The following is a 17891-nucleotide window of genomic DNA, read 5'->3' on the forward strand; positions in this document are numbered from 1 at the left end:
CCCAAGGGCCTCTACTACAACGTCTCGGTGGCAGCGACCAAGCCGTGACCCGCCTTCGATGACGCCCGTCGGCTGATGCCCGCTCCGCAGCCCGCACGCTTCCTCACCCTGGACTCGCTCCGCTGGGTGAGGCGCCACCGCGCGTGGACGTGGTATCACGTCGTCCGCTACTGGCGGCTCTGGAGGTTCAAGCGGCGCTATCCCCACGTGGTGACGGAGGGGATGGTGTTCCTCGGCAAGGACGTCGTCGTCGAGGACCACCCCCCGTACGGCCGGGTGGTCCTCGGTGCGTTCGTGCACCTCGGCGACCGGACGGCGCTGCGCGCGCACAACGGGACGCTCCGGCTGGGCGACAAGGTCGTGATGGGGTCGGACAACACCGTCAACGCCCACCTCGACATCGAGATCGGTGCGTCGACGATCATCTCCGACTGGACCTACATCTGCGACTTCGACCACGTGACGCTCGACCTGGCCGTGCCGATCAAGGACCAGGGTCTGGTCGTGTCGCCCGTCCGTATCGGCCCCGACTCCTGGATCGGGGTCAAGGCGACGGTCCTCCGCGGGACGCGTACCGGCCGTGGCGTCGTGCTCGCGGCCCACACGGTCGCACGCGGCGAGTACCCCGACTTCGCGATCGTCGCCGGGCTCCCGGGCCGCGTGGTCAAGAGCCGCCGCGACGACCTGGCTGAGTGGGCCGAGATCCAGCGCTACACCGCCGAGGTCGCCGACGAGCAGGCCGAGGCTCGCGACCAGCGCGACGGACCGGCCGTCTGACCGGGACGTCGTCGTCGCGAGGGGGATGGCGTTCTGCGGAGAGCGGAACGCCGGTCACGACCGCGGCGCGGCGCCCTAGCATCGGGACATGGGCGATCTGATCCGCTTCCCGGCGCCGCACGAGCCGGCAGCCGAGCCTGCCACCCGGCCGCAGCCGCCGCGTCCGCTGCGTCGTCCGAGTGTCCCTGCCGAGCCCGAGCCGCTCTGGCGGGAGGTCCTGGGCGAGCGGATGCGGCAGCGTCGTGCGGCGCTCGGCCTCCGTCTCGTCGACGTCGCCGGCCTCGCCGGCATCTCCGTGCAATACCTGTCCGAGGTCGAGCGTGGCCGCAAGGAGCCGTCGAGCGAGATCATCGCCGCGGTCGCCGGTGCGCTGGAGACCTCGCTGCGCGAGCTCACCGGCGTCGTCCACCACGACCTCGCGTCGCGTGTGATCAGCTCGTCGACGAGCCGCGGCCCGAAGGCGATGGCCGCGGTCGCCTGATCACGAGGCGTACGCCGCGGGCGGGAGCACCGCCTGCTCCATGACCGCGTCGACGAGGCCGTACTCCCGCGCCGCTGTCGCCGAGAACACCCGGTCACGGTCGGTGTCGTGCCTCAGGGTCTCCACGCTCTGTCCGGTGTGCGCGGACAGGATCGCCTCCATCTCGTTGCGCACCCGGACCACCTCGTCGGCCTGGAGGATGAGGTCCGGGATCGTCCCCTGGCCGCGCGCTGCAGGCTGGTGGAGCACGAAGCGTGCGTGCGGGAGGCTCGCGCGACGCCCCGGCGCACCACCGGCGACCAGGGCGGCGCCGGCCGCGATCGCCTGCCCGACGCAGACGGTCGCGATCGGGGAACGGATGTGCTGCATCGTGTCGTAGACGGCCAGCATCGCGGTCTCGTCGCCACCCTCGCAGTTCACGTAGAGGCTGATCTCCGCGTCGGGGTTGTCGGCCTCGAGGTGCAGCAGCTGCGCGATGAGGGCGTTGGCGACACCGGCGTCGATCGCGGTCCCGAGATAGACGATGCGCTCGGTCAGCAGGTGGGAGTAGACGTCCATGATCCGCTCGCCGCGCGGGTGCTGGGCGATCACGTTGGGGATCGTGTACTGGCTCATCGCGTCACCCCGATCCCGACCGTGCGCCGACGAGCGGGCATGACCTGGTCGAAGCGATCGACGACGTGGTCCACGAAGCCGTACGCCAGCGCCTCGGGTGCGGTGTACCAGCGGTCGTGGAGGGAGTCCTCGAAGATCTGCTCGAACGGCTGACCGGTGTCCTCGGCGATGAGGGCGAGGACGGTGTCACGGGTGTGGCGGAGATCGTCGGCCTGGACCTCGATCTCCACCGCGCTGCCACCGATCCCCGCTGATCCCTGGTGCATCAGGACCCGAGCGTGGGCGAGCGCGTGCCGCTTGCCCGGCGTCCCGGCAGAGAGCAGGAACTGCCCGGCGCTGCAGGCGAGGCCGAGGGCGAGCGTCGAGACGTCGCACGGCACGAGCCGCATGACGTCTCGCAGTGCGAGCATCGCCGGCACGGACCCGCCGGGGGAGTGGATCCACAGGGCGATGTCGGCGACGGCGTCGTCGGCGGCCAGCGTGAGGATCTGGGTCGTGAGCAGCGTCCCGTTGTCGTCGTCGAGGACGCCGTCGAGCACGAGGATGCGCTGGCCGAGCAGCTGTTGTCGCGTCGCGGCGTCGAAGAGGGGTGTTCTGGTGTCGGTCATGGACCTACGGTGCGCCGCGAGGGTCCTGCCGATCCAGTGCTTCGTCCGAGAGCGGATCTGCCCTCGGCAGCACGACCGGGACCGTGCCGGAGCGTCAGTCGCGGACCGCGGTGACCACGAGGTCGAGCGAGGCCGCGAGGTCCGCGTCGTCACCCTCGCGCAGCACGAAGTCGTCGGTGCGCACCGAGCGGACGACCTCGGCGACCGCTGTCGGCCACTCCTCGTACGGCGTGGCGATCTGGGCATCGACCAGGGACCCGTGGTCCTGCTCCCACGCGGCGACGCGGGGCCCGTGGTGGAGGCCGACGAGCGACGTGACGGTCGCGTGCCGGGCCACGAGGTCGCGCAGCTCGCCGGGCTCGAGCTCCTTCGGGTGGTAGATGTTGCCCGGCGGGAACGTCAGCGTGTTGGGGGTGCTGACGACGAGCACACCACCCGGACGCAGCACGCGCACGCACTCGGCGACGAACCCGTCCTGGTCCCAGAGGTGCTCGATGGTCTGCAGACTGACGACGACGTCGAACGAGGCGTCGGCGTAGGGGAGGGCGACGAGGTTGCCGCGCACCACCGGCACGTCGGGGTAGGCCGTGCGGACGTGACCGGTCGCGTACTCGTCGTAGTCGAGCGCGAACAGCGAGCCCGCCGCGCGGCTCAGGAGGTCGGCGCCGTACCCCTCGCCGCAGCCGGCCTCGAGCACGCGGGCGCTGCGGACGCGATCACGCAGGGACTCGTACACGACCTCGTGGCGACGGAACCAGTAGTTCTCGTGCCAGATCCCCGGCACGGTGCGCTCACCGGTGATCACCATCTGAGGTCTCGTGTCGTCGTCCTCGCTGCTCACGTCCGCAGCGTACGGGTCAGGTCCCCGCTCAGTAGGCGGGAGGGGCGACCGTCACGGCGCGATCAGCGGTGCTCGAGACGAGGCTCGCGATCACCACCACGATCAGCACACCGACCACCGCGCTGGCGACCTGCTCGCTGGTCTCGACGTTGATGGTGAATGGCAGTACGCCGGCGATCACACCCACCAGCACCATGATCCACCCGAAGAACAGCCGGGGCCGCGGCGTCGCCAGGACGAGGAGGTGCATCAGCGCCGTGGCGAGCAGGGCACCGCCCGCCGCGACCAGGGCAAAGGGGATCGTGGACACGACGTCCCACCGTCCCCCGCCCGACGGCACGAGCACCGCGATGTCGAACACCCCTCGGAAGACGAGGAGACCCACCACGGCGGCCAGGCCGGCCACCACCGCGGTGGCGACCCCGCCGGCCCAGAGCCTGCCCGTGTTCACCGTCAGGCCGCTGGGTGTCTCGGAGTCGGCGTCCGCAGCGGGCTGGGGCACTCGGCGGGGATCGTTCTGGGGTGGCTGCTGGTAGGACATCATTCCTCCTGGTACGGGGTCTCCGTCACGCTACCGGTGATCCGCCCCGCGCCGCCGATCTCGTGCCCCTGATCTCGCGTCGCCGCCACCGGCGTCCGCGACCTCGCGCCCGGCGAGGAACGGCGACAGCCATCGCGTCTCGGGATCACGGTCGACCAGGAGCTTCTTGACCAGCAGGGTGGCCGGGATCGCGAGGATCGCCCCCCACGCGCCGAGGACGAGCGTCCAGAAGATCAGCGAGAGCATGCTCAGGGTCGCCGACAGGCCCACCGAGTCGCCCACGATCTTGGGCTGGATGACCGACTGCACGACGCCGTTGATCACGCAGTATCCGACCACCACCCAGAACGCGGTCTCCCAGCCCGAGTCGAGCAGCGCCAGCATCGCCGGCGGCACGAGGCCCAGCACGAAGCCGATGTTGGGGATGTAGCCGGTGATGAGCGACAGCACGCCCCACAGGATCGGCTCGGGCACCCCCAGGGCGTAGAGCAGGATCACGTTGCCGATGGCGACGATCAGCCCGAACACGGTCGCGACGACGAAGTAGCGCCGTGTCCCGGTGGCGAAGTCGGCCAGCGCCTCGAGGGTCGCCCGGTGGCGCTCGGGGACCTGGGTGGAGAGACGCGGGAAGATGCCGCCGTCGAGGGCCATGAACAGCAGGAGGATCAGGATGAGCAGCACGTTGCCGGTCACCGAGGTGGCGCTGGAGACCGCGTCCGCGACGTACGGCGCGACGCTCTTGATGTCGACGCTGGAGAAGATCTGGTTGAGCTCTCCCTGACCGATGCCGAAGCTGTCGAGCGCCTTCTTGATGTCGGCCACCCAGCGGTCGAACTCGTCCTCGTACGAGCCGACGAGCTGCACGAAGCGCGCCCCGGACAGGACGAGGGTCACGGCGAGGACGACGAGGATCGCGTAGACGGTGACGACGCAGGTCACGGTCCCGACCCAGCGAGGAAGTCCCCAGCGGGTGAGGACTCCGCGCAGCGGGTGGACGGTCACGGTGAGGCACACCGCGAGGAAGGTGGGGCCTGCGATCCCCTGGATCCTCATGACTCCGGCGACGACGACCACGAAGGCCGCCGTCCCGACCAGGATGGTCAGCGTCCTTGGCAGTGCCCTAGGCTCGGACATGTGGCTCAGTGTCGCAGCGTGCCGCGCTGACGACCTCTCGAAGTCCCCCCGGCTACGGGCCACCGCTGCGGGAAGCCGGAGGGTCGCAGGGTCCGTGGTGTGACCCACGCCACCCGTGACGAAGTCGTCATAAAGGTTACCTGTCGGTAACCTGGGGGTGCCGTGGTCGTAGCGCGACCCGGCACGCAGTCGCCCGCGGCTGCAACGACGCGCGTCCCGTGCGAGCGCCGTGTCCAAGAAGTCGACTCCACAGGAGGGGCCGAGCAGGCCATGAACATCGTCGTCTGTGTGAAGTACGTACCGGACGCTACGGCGGACCGGTCCTTTGACTCGTCGGACAGCACCGTCGACCGTGAGGGCGTCGACGGCCTCCTCTCGGAGCTCGACGAGTACGCCGTGGAGCAGGCGCTCCTGGCTGCGGAGGAGAGCGACGGCGAGGTGACCGTCCTGACGGTCGGCCCGGCCGACGCCGCCGACGCCGTCCGCAAGGCACTCCAGATGGGCGCCGACAAGGGCGTCCACGTCGAGGACGACGACATCGCCGGCTCGGACGCCGCGGCGACGTCGCTCATCATCGCCAAGGCTCTGGGCACTCTCGAGTACGACCTCGTGTTCTTCGGCATGAGCTCGACCGACGGCACCATGGGCGTCGTCCCCACCATGGTCGCCGAGCGACTTGGTCTCCCGGCCGTCACCTACGGCTCCGAGATCAGCGTCGACGGCTCGACGGTGACCGTCCGCCGCGACGGCGACGTCGCGACCGAGACCATCACCGCGACCGCTCCGGCGGTCGTGTCGGTGACCGACCAGTCCGGTGAGCCTCGCTACCCGTCGTTCAAGGGCATCATGGCGGCCAAGAAGAAGCCGGTCGAGGAGCTCACCCTCTCCGACCTCGGCATCGATCCGTCCGAGGTCGGCCTCGACGCCGCCTGGACCAAGGTCCTCTCGTTCGCGCCGCGGCCGCCCCGCAGCGCCGGCGAGATCGTCACCGACGAGGGAGACGGCGGCGTCAAGCTGGCCGAGTTCCTCGCGTCGAAGAAGTTCGTCTGAGGAGCAGCGACAGATGAGTGAGATTTTCGTTCTGGTCGACCACGTCGACGGCACCGTCCGCAAGACCACCGGTGAGCTCCTGACGCTGGCGCGTCGTCTCGGCACCCCGTCGGCCGTGTTCATCGGGTCCGGCGCCGACGCCGCGCAGGCCTACCTCGCCCAGTACGGCGCAGAGAAGGTCTACGTCCTCGACGCCCCCGAGCTCACCGAGTACCTCGTGGCCCCCAAGGCCGAGGCCCTCGCCGAGCTCGTCTCGAGCAAGCAGCCGGCCGCCGTCCTCGTCTCGAGCTCGGCGGAGGGCAAGGAGATCGCGGGCCGCCTCTCGATCAAGACGCAGTCCGGTCTGATCACCGACGCGGTCGACGTACGCGCGGCCGGTGACGGCGTGGAGACGACGCAGTCGGTCTTCGCCGGCAACTTCACCGTCGAGGCGACCGTCACCACGGGCACCCCGATCGTCGCGGTCAAGCCGAACTCCGTCACCCCGGAGCAGTCGTCCGCAGCCGCCACCCTCGAGCCGGTGTCCGTCACCGTGTCCGACGTGGCCAAGGGCGCTCGGATCACCGACTCCAAGCCTCGCGAGGCCACCGGTCGTCCCGAGCTGACCGAGGCGGCCATCGTCGTCTCCGGCGGCCGTGGCACCGGCGGCGACTTCTCGCAGGTCGAGGCGTTCGCCGACTCGCTGGGTGCCGCAGTCGGCGCCTCGCGCGCGGCGGTCGACTCGGGCTGGTACCCGCACAGCTTCCAGGTCGGTCAGACGGGCAAGACCGTCTCGCCGCAGCTGTACGTCGCCAACGGCATCTCCGGAGCGATCCAGCACCGCGCCGGCATGCAGACCTCCAAGACGATCGTCGCCGTCAACAAGGACGAGGAGGCGCCCATCTTCGAGCTGGTCGACTTCGGCGTCGTCGGCGACCTCAAGGAGGTCCTCCCGCAGGCGACCGACGAGGTCAACAAGCGCAAGGGCTGACCCAGCACCAGGTCCGTACGACCCCAGGCCGCCACGTCCCCCGAACCGGGAGGCGTGGCGGTCTTGCTGTGCTCGAAACCTCGCTCTGGCGTCCCGCAGGGCCCGCGAAGGCACATCAGGGCCCCTCTGCGCACCTCAATTTCGGGGATCTGATAATACTGTGGTCACGATCAAGGAGCCTGGCGGTTGTAACACTTCGATAAGTGTCTGGCTCCCGACCTGTTCTGGTCGAAGATCCCGAGCAACGATGGGTCCGCGGAAAGTTTTCTGCGCGTTCCCACACACAACAGGAGGATTCCCATGCGACTCTCCCGGCGTACTCGCCTTGGAGGCGTGGCGCTGCTCGCAGCCATCGGACTGACACTGTCCGGCTGCGGCGGCGACGGGGGAGATGAGGGCAACGGTTCGAGCGATTCGACCGACGCCGTCATCACCGCTCGTTCGACCGAGCCTCAGAACCCGCTGGTTCCGCAGGCGACCAACGAGGTCGGCGGCGGCAACGTCATCGATCTGCTCTATGCGGGCCTCATCACGTACAAGGAAGACGGCTCGCAGGAGCTCGAGGTCGCTGAGTCGATCACCTCTGACGACAACAAGACCTGGACGATCAAGCTCAAGGACTGGAAGTTCAGCGACGGCACCGCCGTCACCGCGAAGTCCTTCGTCGACGCCTGGAACTACGGCGCCGGCCCCGGGGGCAAGAACGCGCAGAACGCCTCGTACTTCTACTACCCGATCGAGGGCACGACCGCCGAGGGCACCCTCGACAAGAACGCCCAGACGATCTCGGGTCTGAAGGTCGTCGACGACAAGACCTTCACGATCACGCTGAAGCAGCCGGAGTCCGACTTCCCGCTGCGTCTCGGCTACTCGGCCTACTACCCGCTGCCTGAGTCGGCCTTCGCCGACATCAAGGCGTACGGCGAGAAGCCGGTCGGCAACGGCCCGTACAAGCTCGAGGCCTGGGAGAACAACAAGGAGATCCGTCTCGTCCCGAACGGCGAGTACGACGGCGCCCGCAAGGCCCAGAACGGCGGCGTGACCTTCGTGGTCTACACCGACACCGAGGCCGCCTACACCGACCTCCAGTCGGGCAACCTCGACGTCCTGGACACCGTCCCGGACAGCGCGCTGGCGACCTTCGCCGACGACTCGGCCATCCAGCCCATCGAGGCACCCGGCTCGGTCAACGGTTCGTTCCAGTTCCCGGTCGACCTCCCCGGCTTCACCGGTGAGGCCGGCAAGCTTCGCCGTCAGGCCGTCTCGATGGCCCTGAACCGCGAGGAGCTCACCGAGAAGCTGTTCTTCGGCACCCGCACCCCGGCGCTCGACTTCAGCGCCCCGACGATGCCGGGCTGGACCGACGAGATCCCCGGCAACGAGGTTCTCGAGTTCAACGCCGACGAGGCCAAGAAGCGCTGGGCCGAGGCCGAGAAGATCGAGCCTTGGGGCAACAAGAAGCTGCTGATCGCCACCAACACCGATGGCGCCGGCAACAAGGCGTCGGTCGACGCGATGGCCAACCAGATCAAGAACACTCTGGGCATCAAGGCCGAGCCGAAGTACTACGCCACGTTCGACGAGTTCCTCGACGACCGTGACAACAACAAGACCGGTGCCCTGTTCCGCGCCGGCTGGCAGCCGGACTACGCGTCGATCTCGAACTACCTCGGCCCGATCTACGGCACCGGCGCGGCTTCGAACGACGCGCGTTGGTCCAACAAGGAGTTCGACGCCCTCATCGCCAAGGCGGCAGGCGCGGAGACCGACGAGGATCGTTACCAGGCGTTCGTCGACGCGCAGGCCATCCTCATGGAGGAGCTGCCGGGTCTGTCGATGTGGTACACCGATGCCACTGGCGCCGCTGCGAAGGGCGTCAAGAACGTCAAGTTCAACTGGCAGGGTGTTCCGATCTACCAGAACATCACAAAGTAGTCGCACCACCACCGCATGCGGGGCGCGCGGGGGTCAGCTCACCAGCTGCCCCCCGCGCGGCCTGCGCGGGTCCCCGGTGCCTACCGGCGCCGACGGGCCCTGAAACCATCTCTCTCCTCTCGGAGAGACCATCCCGTAGGAGGCCACTGACATGTGGTGGTATGCCGCGCGGCGAATCCTGCAGACGATCCCCGTCCTGCTCGGGTCGACGCTGCTCATCTACGCGCTAGTCTTCCTTCGCCCCGGTGATCCCGTCCGCGCGCTGTTCGGTGACAAGCCGGTCTCCGAGGCGACGCTGGCTCAGCTCAGGGAGCAGTACAACTTCGACGAGCCGTTCCTCGTGCAATGGCTCCTCTTCCTCAAGGGCGCCGTCACCGGCGACCTCGGACAGTCGTTCACCGGCCGTCCTGTCATCGATCTCGTGGCCGACGCCTTCCCGGTCACCATCAAGCTCGCGCTGATGGCCCTCGTCTTCGAGGCCGTCTTCGGCATCATCGCCGGCACCATCGCCGGTCTCCGCAAGGGCAAGCTCTTCGACTCGACGATGCTCGTCGTGTCGCTGCTGGTCATCGCCGTCCCCATCTTCGTCTTCGGCTTCGTGCTGCAGCTCATCTTCGGCGTCAAGCTCGAGTGGTTCCCTGCGACCGTCGGCGGTGACGCTTCGTTCTACAACCTTCTGCTTCCCGCGATCGTGCTCGGACTCGTCTCGTTCGCCTACGTCCTGAGACTCACGAGGACCTCGGTCGCCGGCAACCTCGGCGCCGACCACGTGCGAACCGCGCGGGCCAAGGGGCTCCCCGAGGGGACCGTCGTCCGACGCCACGTCCTGCGCAACTCCCTGATCCCGGTCGTGACGTTCCTCGGTGTCGACCTCGGTGCCCTGATGGCAGGCGCGATCGTGACCGAGGGCATCTTCAACATCCCCGGCGTCGGCAATCTGGCCTACCAGGCAGTCATCCGCGGAGAGACACCGACGATCGTCTCGGTCGTGACGATCATGGTCCTCGTGTACGTCATCGCGGCGCTGCTCGTCGACCTGCTGTACGCCTTCCTCGACCCAAGGATCCGTTATGCCTAAGCCGACGCTCGCGGGGCAGGAGCGCTACGTGGCCCCGATCGAGGAGACCCCGCTCGCGGCGGTCGACTCGATCCAGGTGGACGAGGCGCCCTCCAGCCAGTGGAAGGAGGCGTGGAAGCAGCTCCGCCGCAACCCCATGTTCCTCATCTCCGCCGCGCTCCTGGCCGTCCTGGCCGTGGTGATCGCGTTCCCCGGACTCTTCACCAACGCCGACCCGCGATTCTGCGAGGTCGGCCGAAGCCTCGACCCCCCGTCGCCCGGCCATCCTTTCGGGTTCAACTTCCAGGGGTGCGACGTGTGGTCGCGGACCCTGTACGGAGCGCGTGCCTCGGTCGCCGTCGGTGTCCTCACCACGCTGTTCGTCGTCGTGATCGGTGGCATCACCGGAGCGATCGCCGGCTTCAAGGGAGGCTGGGCCGACGCGATCATCTCGCGCATCAGCGACATCTTCTTCGCGATCCCGCTGATCCTGGCAGCCATCGTGAGCCTCTCGGCGCTCACGAACGCGTTCCCTGACCGCGGGTTCTGGGGCGGCATCGCCGCCGTCGTCGTGACGCTGGCCGTCTTCGGCTGGCCGCAGATCGCCCGCATCATGCGCGGTTCGGTCATCGAGGTCAAGAACCTCGAGTTCGTCGATGCCGCCCGCGCGATCGGCGCCAAGGACTCGCGCAACCTGTGGCGTCACATCGTCCCGAACGCGATGTCTCCCGTGATCGTCACCGCGACCGTGTCGCTCGGCATCTTCATCGTCGCCGAGGCCACGCTGTCGTTCCTCGGGCTCGGCCTGCCCTTCACGGTGGTCTCCTGGGGCAACGACATCGCGGAGGCGCAGCGGCTGGTCCGGTCCGGCACTCGGCTCGGCGTGATGTTCGTCCCCGCCGCCGCTCTTGCGCTCACCGTGCTGAGCTTCATCCTGCTCGGTGACGCTGTCCGTGATGCCCTCGACCCGAAGGCGAAGAAGCGATGAGCCAGCAGCCACTCCTCGAGGTCCGCAACCTCGACGTCGCCTTCTACGCCGACAAGAAGGCCATCCCTGCCGTGGAGGGGGCGAACCTGACCGTCTACCCGGGCCAGACCGTCGCCATCGTCGGTGAGTCCGGCTCGGGCAAGTCGACGACCGCGCACGCGATCATCGGGCTGCTTCCGGGCACCGGGCGGGTGACCGGCGGCGAGATCCTCTTCGACGGCAAGGACATCGCGCACTCGAGCACGAAGGACTTCGAGTCCCTGCGTGGTGACCAGATCGGCCTCGTGCCCCAGGACCCGATGTCGAACCTCAACCCGCTCTGGCGGGTCGGGACGCAGATCAAAGAGTCCCTGGTCGCCAACGACATCGCCAAGGGCAAGGACGCCGATCGCCGCGTGAACGGGCTGCTTGCCGAGGCCGGCCTGAACGACGTCGAGCGTCGTGCACGCCAGTACCCGCACGAGTTCTCCGGCGGCATGCGCCAGCGTGCGCTCATCGCGATGGGTCTGGCCGCACGTCCCAAGCTCCTCATCGCCGACGAGCCGACCTCGGCGCTCGACGTGACCGTCCAGAAGCAGATCCTCGACCATCTCGACGGCCTGACCGACGAGCTGGGCACCGCGGTGCTGCTGATCACCCACGACCTGGGTCTGGCGGCAGAGCGTGCCGACCACATCGTCGTCATGTACAAGGGCCGGGTCGTGGAGTCCGGTCCGGCGCTGGAGATCCTCAAGAACCCCGAGCACCCCTACACCCAGCGGCTCGTGTCCTCGGCCCCCTCGATCGCGTCGCAGCGCCTGAGCTCGGTGCGGGCGCGCGCGGAGGTCCGGGAGCAGGCGGTGCAGACCGCCGGCGAGATCGCGGCCCAGGTCGCGACGACGCAGGGTGAGGTCGGCAAGGGCCACGACGACATCATCGTCGTGGAGAACCTCACGAAGGTGTTCATGCTGCCGGGCGACCGTCCGTGGCGCAAGACCGAGCTCCGAGCGGTCGACGACGTCAGCTTCCGGCTGCGTCGTGGCACCACCACCGCGATCGTGGGCGAGTCCGGCTCGGGCAAGTCGACGGTCGCGCGGATGGTCCTCGGCCTGCTCGATCGGACCGGCGGCACCGTCCACTTCGATGGGTACGACACGGGTCAGCTGAAGGGCAAGAGGCTGATGGCGCTGCGCCGCCAGATGCAGCCCGTCTTCCAGAACCCGTACGCCTCCCTCGATCCGATGTACTCCATCTTCAAGTCGATCGAGGAGCCCCTGGCGACTCACGGGATCGGCTCGTCGGCGGAGCGCGAGGCCAAGGTCCGTGACCTGCTCGAGAAGGTGTCGCTGCCGGGGTCGATCATGCGGCGCTACCCCAACGAGCTGTCCGGTGGACAGCGCCAGCGGGTCGCGATCGCGCGCGCGTTGGCGCTCGAGCCGGAGGTCGTCGTGCTCGACGAGGCGGTCTCCGCCCTCGACGTGCTGGTCCAGGCTCAGATCCTGGAGCTGCTCAACGACCTCCAGGCCGAGATGGGTCTGAGCTATCTGTTCATCACGCACGACCTCGCGGTGGTCCGTCAGATCGCCGACAACGTGCTGGTGATGCAGGACGGCAAGATCGTCGAGGCCGCCGGCGTGGGAGAGGTGTTCGACAACCCGCGCGAGGGCTACACGCGCAGGCTGCTCGACGCCATCCCCGGACGGGACCTCCTGGCCTCGGCCTGACCACGACGCGCACGCCGCAGCGCCGCCGTACCCCCTGATCGGGGGGACGGCGGTGCTGTCGTTCACACCCTCGGCCAGGCGGTGGACACCCGTTTGACTCCTTCGAACATCTGTTCGAACATGGAGAGGTGACCGGAGCCGTTCTCGATCAGCTTGCCGCGCGGATGCGGGCGATGGAGGGGTCGTCCCCGCAGGTGCGGGACCGCCTTCCGACGCTGCCCGCGTTGGCTCAGGTGGTGCCGGGTGGGCTGCTGCGCGGCACCACGTACGAGGTGGCTGACTCCCTCGCCCTGGCTCTCGCGCTGGCCGCCGGCCCGTCGATCGACGGGGCCTGGTGCGCCGTGGTGGGGGTGCCCGAGATGGGAGCCGAGGCCGCAGCCTCGCTCGGTCTCGCGCTCGAGCGGACCATCCTCGTCCCGGCGCCCGGTGAGCACTGGCAGCACGTGGTGAGCACGCTCGCCGACGTGACGGACGCGATCGTCGTACGCCCTTCCTCTCGTGTCCGTGACGGTGACGCGCAGCGGATCACGGCACGTCTGCGACAGCACGGCACCACGGTGGTCGCGCTGACGCCCCACCCGGGCGTGTGGCCCCGTGCCGCCGGCCGGCTCGAGGTCACCGAGAGCTCCTGGACCGGGATGGGCGACGGGCACGGTCACCTGCGCCGTCGTCATGTCACCGTGACCGCGACCGGTCGCTGGGGGCGGCCGCACCGCACCCGGCTGTGGCTGGACGCGGTCGTCGAGCCGGCTGCTGTCGGGGACGACACGGTCGTGGCGCTGCCCGGGGCGCTCGGCTACGGGGTGGCGAGCTGATGGCGCGCACCCTGGTGGCGTGGTGCCCCGACTGGCCCGTCCGGGCGGTCCGGCACACCGGTGCCGGCGCCGGGCTGCCGCCGGGGGCACCGATCGCGCTGTTCGAGCGCGGCGAGGTCCGGGCGTGCTCGACCTCCGCGCGCGCCGAGGGGGTGCGCCGTGGCCAGCGGATGCGCGACGCGCAGGCGCGCTGTCCCGACCTGGTGACGCTCGACTACGACCCCGGGCTCGACGTGCGTGCGTTCGAGCCGGTGCTCGCCGCGGTCGAGGAGATCGCTCCTGGGGTGCAGCCGCTGCGTCCGGGGACCTGCGCGGTCCGCGTGGCGGGTCCCGGCCGCTACTTCGGTGGTGAGCAGCACGCGGCTGCGGTCCTCGCCGAGAGGCTGGTCGAGCACGGCATCGACGACGTGCGCTTCGGTGTCGCCGATGCCGTGTTCGCTGCCGAGCAGGCTGCTCGGCAGGCGAGCGTGCAGGACAGTCTCGTGGTGCCCCCGGGGGAGTCGGCCGCCTTCCTCGCCGACCTGCCGGTGAGCGTCCTCGACCGGCCCGAGATGGTGAGCCTGCTGCAGCGGCTCGGGCTCCGTACGCTCGGGGCGTTCGCCGCTCTGCGTCCGGCCGACGTGCTGACCCGGTTCGGGCCCGACGGGGCACTCGCCCATCGGCTCGCTCGAGGCGCCGACGACCGGGCGTTCGCGGCGCGCCGCCCTCCCTCGGACCTCGAGCGCGAGGTCTCGTTCGAGCCGCCGCTCGAGGATGCGGAGGCGGTCGCGTTCAGCGTCCGGCGGACGGCCGAGGCGTTCGTCACCGGTCACGCCGAGCGGCAGCTGGTCTGCACCAGCCTGTGGGTCGAGGTGCACACCGACGACGGGCAGATCGCCGAGCGTCAGTGGCTGCATCCCCGCTGGTTCGACGCCGGCGACATCGTCGACCGGGTCCGCTGGCAGCTGCAGGCGTCGTCGGGATCGGGCACGGCCGTCTCGGCCGTCAGTGCGCCGATCACCGGGGTGAAGCTGATCCCGGAGGACGTGGCGCCGGTGACCGACCATGCCGAGGGCCTGTGGGGGAGTGGCCCCGACGCGCGCATCCACCGGGCCGCGTCCAAGGTGCAGAGCATGCTCGGCCGGGAGGCCGTGGTCTCGGCGGTCGTCGGAGGCGGACGAGGTCCCTCCGACCGACGGACGCTGGTGCCGTGGGGCGATCCGCTCTCAGCTGAGCGCCCGGCCGCACCGCCGTGGCCCGGCAGCCTGCCAGCACCGGCGCCGGCCACCGTCTACGACCCACCGCGTCCGGCACAGGTGGTCGGTTCCTCCGGACAGCCGGTCAGGGTCAGCGAGCGGGGCATGGTGACGGCCGCGCCTGCGCGGTTCGCCGCGAGCGACGCCGAGCTCCGGCCGGTGGCCGCCTGGGCAGGGCCGTGGCCTGTCGACGAGCGCTGGTGGGACGCGCGGGAGGCGGTGCGGGCGGCCCGGTTCCAGGTGGTCGGGGTCGACGGCAGCGCGTGGCTGCTGCGAGTCAGCGACGGGGTCTGGTGCGTGGAGGCCCGATATGACTGAGGCCGGGGCCGACTGATGGGCTTCAACAACCCCGACATGCCCTGGTCCGAGCTCGAGCGGCGGCTGTCGGGGCGGCTGCCGCCGGAGAAGCAGTCGCCTGCCTTCGACGTCCCCGACGGCGGCGACGGTCCGGCGTTCTCCCGCAAACGTGCCCCGTACGAGCCGTCGGGCGCCGTCGAGGAGTCGTCACCGGAGCCGGACGAGCCGTACGTCCCCTACGCCGAGCTCCACGCGCACTCCGACTTCAGCTTCCTCGACGGTGCGAGCAGCCCGGAGGCGCTGGTCGAGGAGGCGGTGCGGCTGCGGCTGACCGGGCTGGCGCTCACCGACCACGACGGCTTCTACGGGGTGGTGCGGATGGCGGAGGCCGCGGCAGTGCACGGTCTGCCGACCGTGTTCGGGGCGGAGCTGTCGTTGGACCTGCGCGGTCCTCAGAACGGCGCCGCAGATCCGGACGGCACTCATCTCCTGCTGCTCGCCCGTGGACAGGAGGGATACCACCGCCTCGCCGGGGCACTCACCGCCGCGCACCTGGCGGGCGGCGAGAAGGGCCGACCCCTCTACGACCTCGACGACCTCGCCGACCGCCTCGGCCGGCACGCGGTCGTGCTCACCGGCTGCCGCAAGGGCGCCGTACGCCAGGCGTTGGTCGGTCCGACCGGCGTCGAGGTCGACGAGCTCGCCGCCGAGAAGGAGGTGCGGGCGCTGCTCGACCGGTTCAGCGAGGACCAGGTCCTCGTCGAGCTCACCGACCACGGCGACCCGTACGACTCCGTCCGCAACGACGCGCTCGCGGCCATCGCGGACCGCTTGGGGCTTCCCACCGTGGCGACCGGCAACGTGCACGCGGCAACGCCCCACGACCGCCGTCTCGCGGGGGCGGTCGCTGCGGTCCGGGCGCGTCGCAGCCTGGACGCGATGGACGGCTGGTTGCCTGCGGCGGGGCCACCGCACCTCCGCTCGGGCTTCGAGATGGCCCGCCTCTTCGCCCGATATCCCGGCGCGGTGGAGCGGACCGTCGACATCGCCGCCGACCTCGCGTTCGAGCTGCGCCGGGCCAAGCCGCGACTGCCCAAGCAGAAGGTGCCTGACGGGCACACCCCGATGTCGTGGCTGCGCGAGCTGGTGCGGCGCGGGGCTGCCGAGCTCTATCGCGACGCCCCGCCGAGCACCTACGAGCGCCTGGAGGCGGAGCTCGCGGTGATCGAGGAGCTCGACTTCCCGGGTTACTTCCTCATCGTCCACGACATCGTCGCGTTCGCGAAGGGTCGCGGGATCCTCTGCCAGGGTCGGGGGTCGGCCGCCAACTCCGCGGTCTGCTACGCCCTGGGGATCACGGCGGTGGACTCGGTGACGTTCGACCTGCCGTTCGAGCGGTTCCTGTCGGCGAGCCGTGAGGAGGAGCCCGACATCGACGTGGACTTCGACTCCGACCGGCGAGAGGAGGTGATCCAGTGGGTGTACGAGCAGTACGGCCGCCACAACGCCGCGCAGGTCGCCAACGTCATCTCGTACCGTCCGAAGTCTGCGGTCCGTGACATGGCCAAAGCACTCGGCTACTCCCAGGGGCAGCAGGACGCGTGGTCCAAGCAGATCGACCGCTGGAGCAGCCTGCCGCGCGACGAGGCGACCGAGGACGTGCCCGAGCCGGTGCTCGACCTGGCCGAGCAGCTCCTCAAGGCGCCGCGCCACCTCGGCATCCACTCGGGCGGCATGGTGCTCACCGACCGACCGGTGGGGGAGGTGTGCCCGATCGAGCACGCCCGCATGGAGGACCGCACGGTCCTGCAGTGGGACAAGGACGACTGCGCCTGGATGGGTCTGGTCAAGTTCGACCTGCTCGGTCTCGGGATGCTCGGCGCCATCCAGCACACGTTCGACATCGTCGCCGAGCACACCGGCGAGCAGTGGAGCCTGGCGTCGATCCCCAAGGAGGAGGCCGGTGTCTACGACCAGCTCTGCCGCGGCGACTCGGTCGGGGTGTTCCAGGTGGAGAGCCGCGCTCAGATCGGGACGCTGCCGCGCCTGAAGCCGCGACGCTTCTACGACCTGGTGTGCGAGATCGCCTTGATCCGGCCGGGTCCGATCCAGGGTGGCGCGGTGCACCCGTTCATCCGGCGGCGGACCGGCGAGGAGGAGATCACCTATCTGCACCCGGCGCTCGAGCCGGTGCTTCGCCGTACCCTCGGCGTGCCGCTGTTCCAGGAGCAGCTGATGCAGATCGCGATGCAGGTCGGCGGCTGCACCGGGGACGAGGCCGACCTGCTGCGGCGGGCGATGGGGTCCAAGCGCGGCGTCGAGAAGATCGAGCGGCTGCGCGCGACGCTGTACGCAGGCATGGCCGCGCACGGCATCACCGGCGACCTGGCCGACGAGATCTACCAGCGGATCGAGGCGTTCGCGAGCTTCGGGTTCGCCGAGTCGCACTCGATCAGCTTCGCGCTGCTGGTGTATGCGAGCACGTGGCTGCGACTGCACTATCCGGGGGCGTTCCTCGCGGGGCTCCTACGCTCGCAGCCGATGGGGTTCTACTCGCCGGCGAGCCTGGTCGCCGACGCGCGGCGCCACGGGGTGGAGGTGCTGCGCCCCGACGTGAACCGCTCGGGTGCAGGCGCCGACCTTGAGCTCGCGGGTCACTCTCCGGAGCTCGCGGGTCACTCTCTGGCGTCCGCGGGTCACTCTCTGGCGTCCGCGGGTCACGACGCCTGCCTCGAGCAGGATCAGCCACCGGTCGGTGACTTCGACGCGGACGTGCCGTTCGACCACGCGTGGCACCGCCGCGACGGACGCTTCGTCGTACGGCTCGGGTTGGCAGGGGTCACC

At 69.9% G+C, this 17891-nt stretch carries 16 protein-coding genes; 11 read left to right on the plus strand and 5 right to left on the minus strand.

From position 1 onward, the window contains the following. The first annotated feature begins 75 nt into the window (after positions 1–75). On the plus strand, positions 76–777 hold the full coding sequence (locus tag PV363_RS02135; RefSeq protein WP_220365462.1) for an acyltransferase: 702 nt from the start codon (positions 76–78) through the stop codon (positions 775–777). An 88-nt stretch (positions 778–865) separates the two neighbouring features. Next, a complete protein-coding gene (locus tag PV363_RS02140; protein ID WP_301021584.1) occupies positions 866–1258 on the plus strand; it encodes a helix-turn-helix transcriptional regulator in 393 nt (130 codons plus the stop codon). Here the strand turns inward: PV363_RS02140 and PV363_RS02145 are convergent, their stop codons facing one another. From PV363_RS02145 to PV363_RS02165, 5 genes are all read right to left on the minus strand, one after another. Continuing rightward, entirely contained in the window at positions 1259–1873 is a 615-nt protein-coding gene (locus PV363_RS02145) for an ATP-dependent Clp protease proteolytic subunit (RefSeq protein WP_220341147.1), read from the minus strand. Continuing rightward, positions 1870–2481 carry a ClpP family protease gene (locus PV363_RS02150; protein WP_220341148.1) on the minus strand — a complete coding sequence of 204 codons (612 nt, stop codon included), beginning with the start codon at positions 2479–2481 and terminating at the stop codon, positions 1870–1872. The genes PV363_RS02145 and PV363_RS02150 overlap by 4 nt, the downstream gene beginning before the upstream one ends. Positions 2482–2575: 94 nt before the next feature. Beyond that, positions 2576–3322, minus strand: a complete 747-nt coding sequence (locus tag PV363_RS02155; RefSeq protein WP_301021585.1) for a class I SAM-dependent methyltransferase — start codon at positions 3320–3322, stop codon at positions 2576–2578. A gap of 28 nt (positions 3323–3350) precedes the next feature. Next, positions 3351–3863 carry a DUF6069 family protein gene (locus tag PV363_RS02160; RefSeq protein ID WP_220341149.1) on the minus strand — a complete coding sequence of 171 codons (513 nt, stop codon included), beginning with the start codon at positions 3861–3863 and terminating at the stop codon, positions 3351–3353. Positions 3864–3893: 30 nt separating this feature from the next. Then, positions 3894–4997 carry an AI-2E family transporter gene (locus PV363_RS02165; protein ID WP_220341150.1) on the minus strand — a complete coding sequence of 368 codons (1104 nt, stop codon included), beginning with the start codon at positions 4995–4997 and terminating at the stop codon, positions 3894–3896. Positions 4998–5267: 270 nt separating this feature from the next. On the opposite strand from PV363_RS02165, the gene PV363_RS02170 reads away from it, so the two are divergent. From PV363_RS02170 to PV363_RS02210, 9 genes are all read left to right on the plus strand, one after another. Further along, positions 5268–6047: an electron transfer flavoprotein subunit beta/FixA family protein gene (locus tag PV363_RS02170; protein ID WP_220341151.1), complete on the plus strand. Its 780-nt coding sequence runs from the start codon at positions 5268–5270 to the stop codon at positions 6045–6047. Positions 6048–6060: 13 nt separating this feature from the next. Beyond that, positions 6061–7017 carry an electron transfer flavoprotein subunit alpha/FixB family protein gene (locus tag PV363_RS02175; protein WP_220341152.1) on the plus strand — a complete coding sequence of 319 codons (957 nt, stop codon included), beginning with the start codon at positions 6061–6063 and terminating at the stop codon, positions 7015–7017. A gap of 333 nt (positions 7018–7350) precedes the next feature. Continuing rightward, positions 7351–8952 carry an ABC transporter substrate-binding protein gene (locus PV363_RS02180; protein ID WP_301021586.1) on the plus strand — a complete coding sequence of 534 codons (1602 nt, stop codon included), beginning with the start codon at positions 7351–7353 and terminating at the stop codon, positions 8950–8952. Between the two features lie 151 nt (positions 8953–9103). Then, entirely contained in the window at positions 9104–10030 is a 927-nt protein-coding gene (locus PV363_RS02185; protein ID WP_220365458.1) for an ABC transporter permease, read from the plus strand. Continuing rightward, the gene (locus tag PV363_RS02190; protein ID WP_220365457.1) at positions 10023–10997 is read left to right on the plus strand and encodes an ABC transporter permease; all 975 of its coding nucleotides are present in this window, start codon (positions 10023–10025) and stop codon (positions 10995–10997) included. The genes PV363_RS02185 and PV363_RS02190 overlap by 8 nt, the downstream gene beginning before the upstream one ends. After that, on the plus strand, positions 10994–12700 hold the full coding sequence (locus PV363_RS02195) for an ABC transporter ATP-binding protein (protein ID WP_220346836.1): 1707 nt from the start codon (positions 10994–10996) through the stop codon (positions 12698–12700). The genes PV363_RS02190 and PV363_RS02195 overlap by 4 nt, the downstream gene beginning before the upstream one ends. Positions 12701–12828: 128 nt before the next feature. After that, positions 12829–13515: a hypothetical protein gene (locus PV363_RS02200; RefSeq protein WP_220365456.1), complete on the plus strand. Its 687-nt coding sequence runs from the start codon at positions 12829–12831 to the stop codon at positions 13513–13515. Beyond that, the gene (locus PV363_RS02205) at positions 13515–15068 is read left to right on the plus strand and encodes a DNA polymerase Y family protein (protein WP_301021587.1); all 1554 of its coding nucleotides are present in this window, start codon (positions 13515–13517) and stop codon (positions 15066–15068) included. The genes PV363_RS02200 and PV363_RS02205 overlap by 1 nt, the downstream gene beginning before the upstream one ends. A 15-nt stretch (positions 15069–15083) precedes the next feature. Further along, positions 15084–17891, plus strand: a 2808-nt coding sequence (locus PV363_RS02210; protein WP_301021588.1) for an error-prone DNA polymerase, incomplete at its 3' end; no start/stop codon positions are given.

Source organism: Mumia sp., assembly GCF_028803055.1.
GTDB lineage: Bacteria > Actinomycetota > Actinomycetes > Propionibacteriales > Nocardioidaceae > Mumia.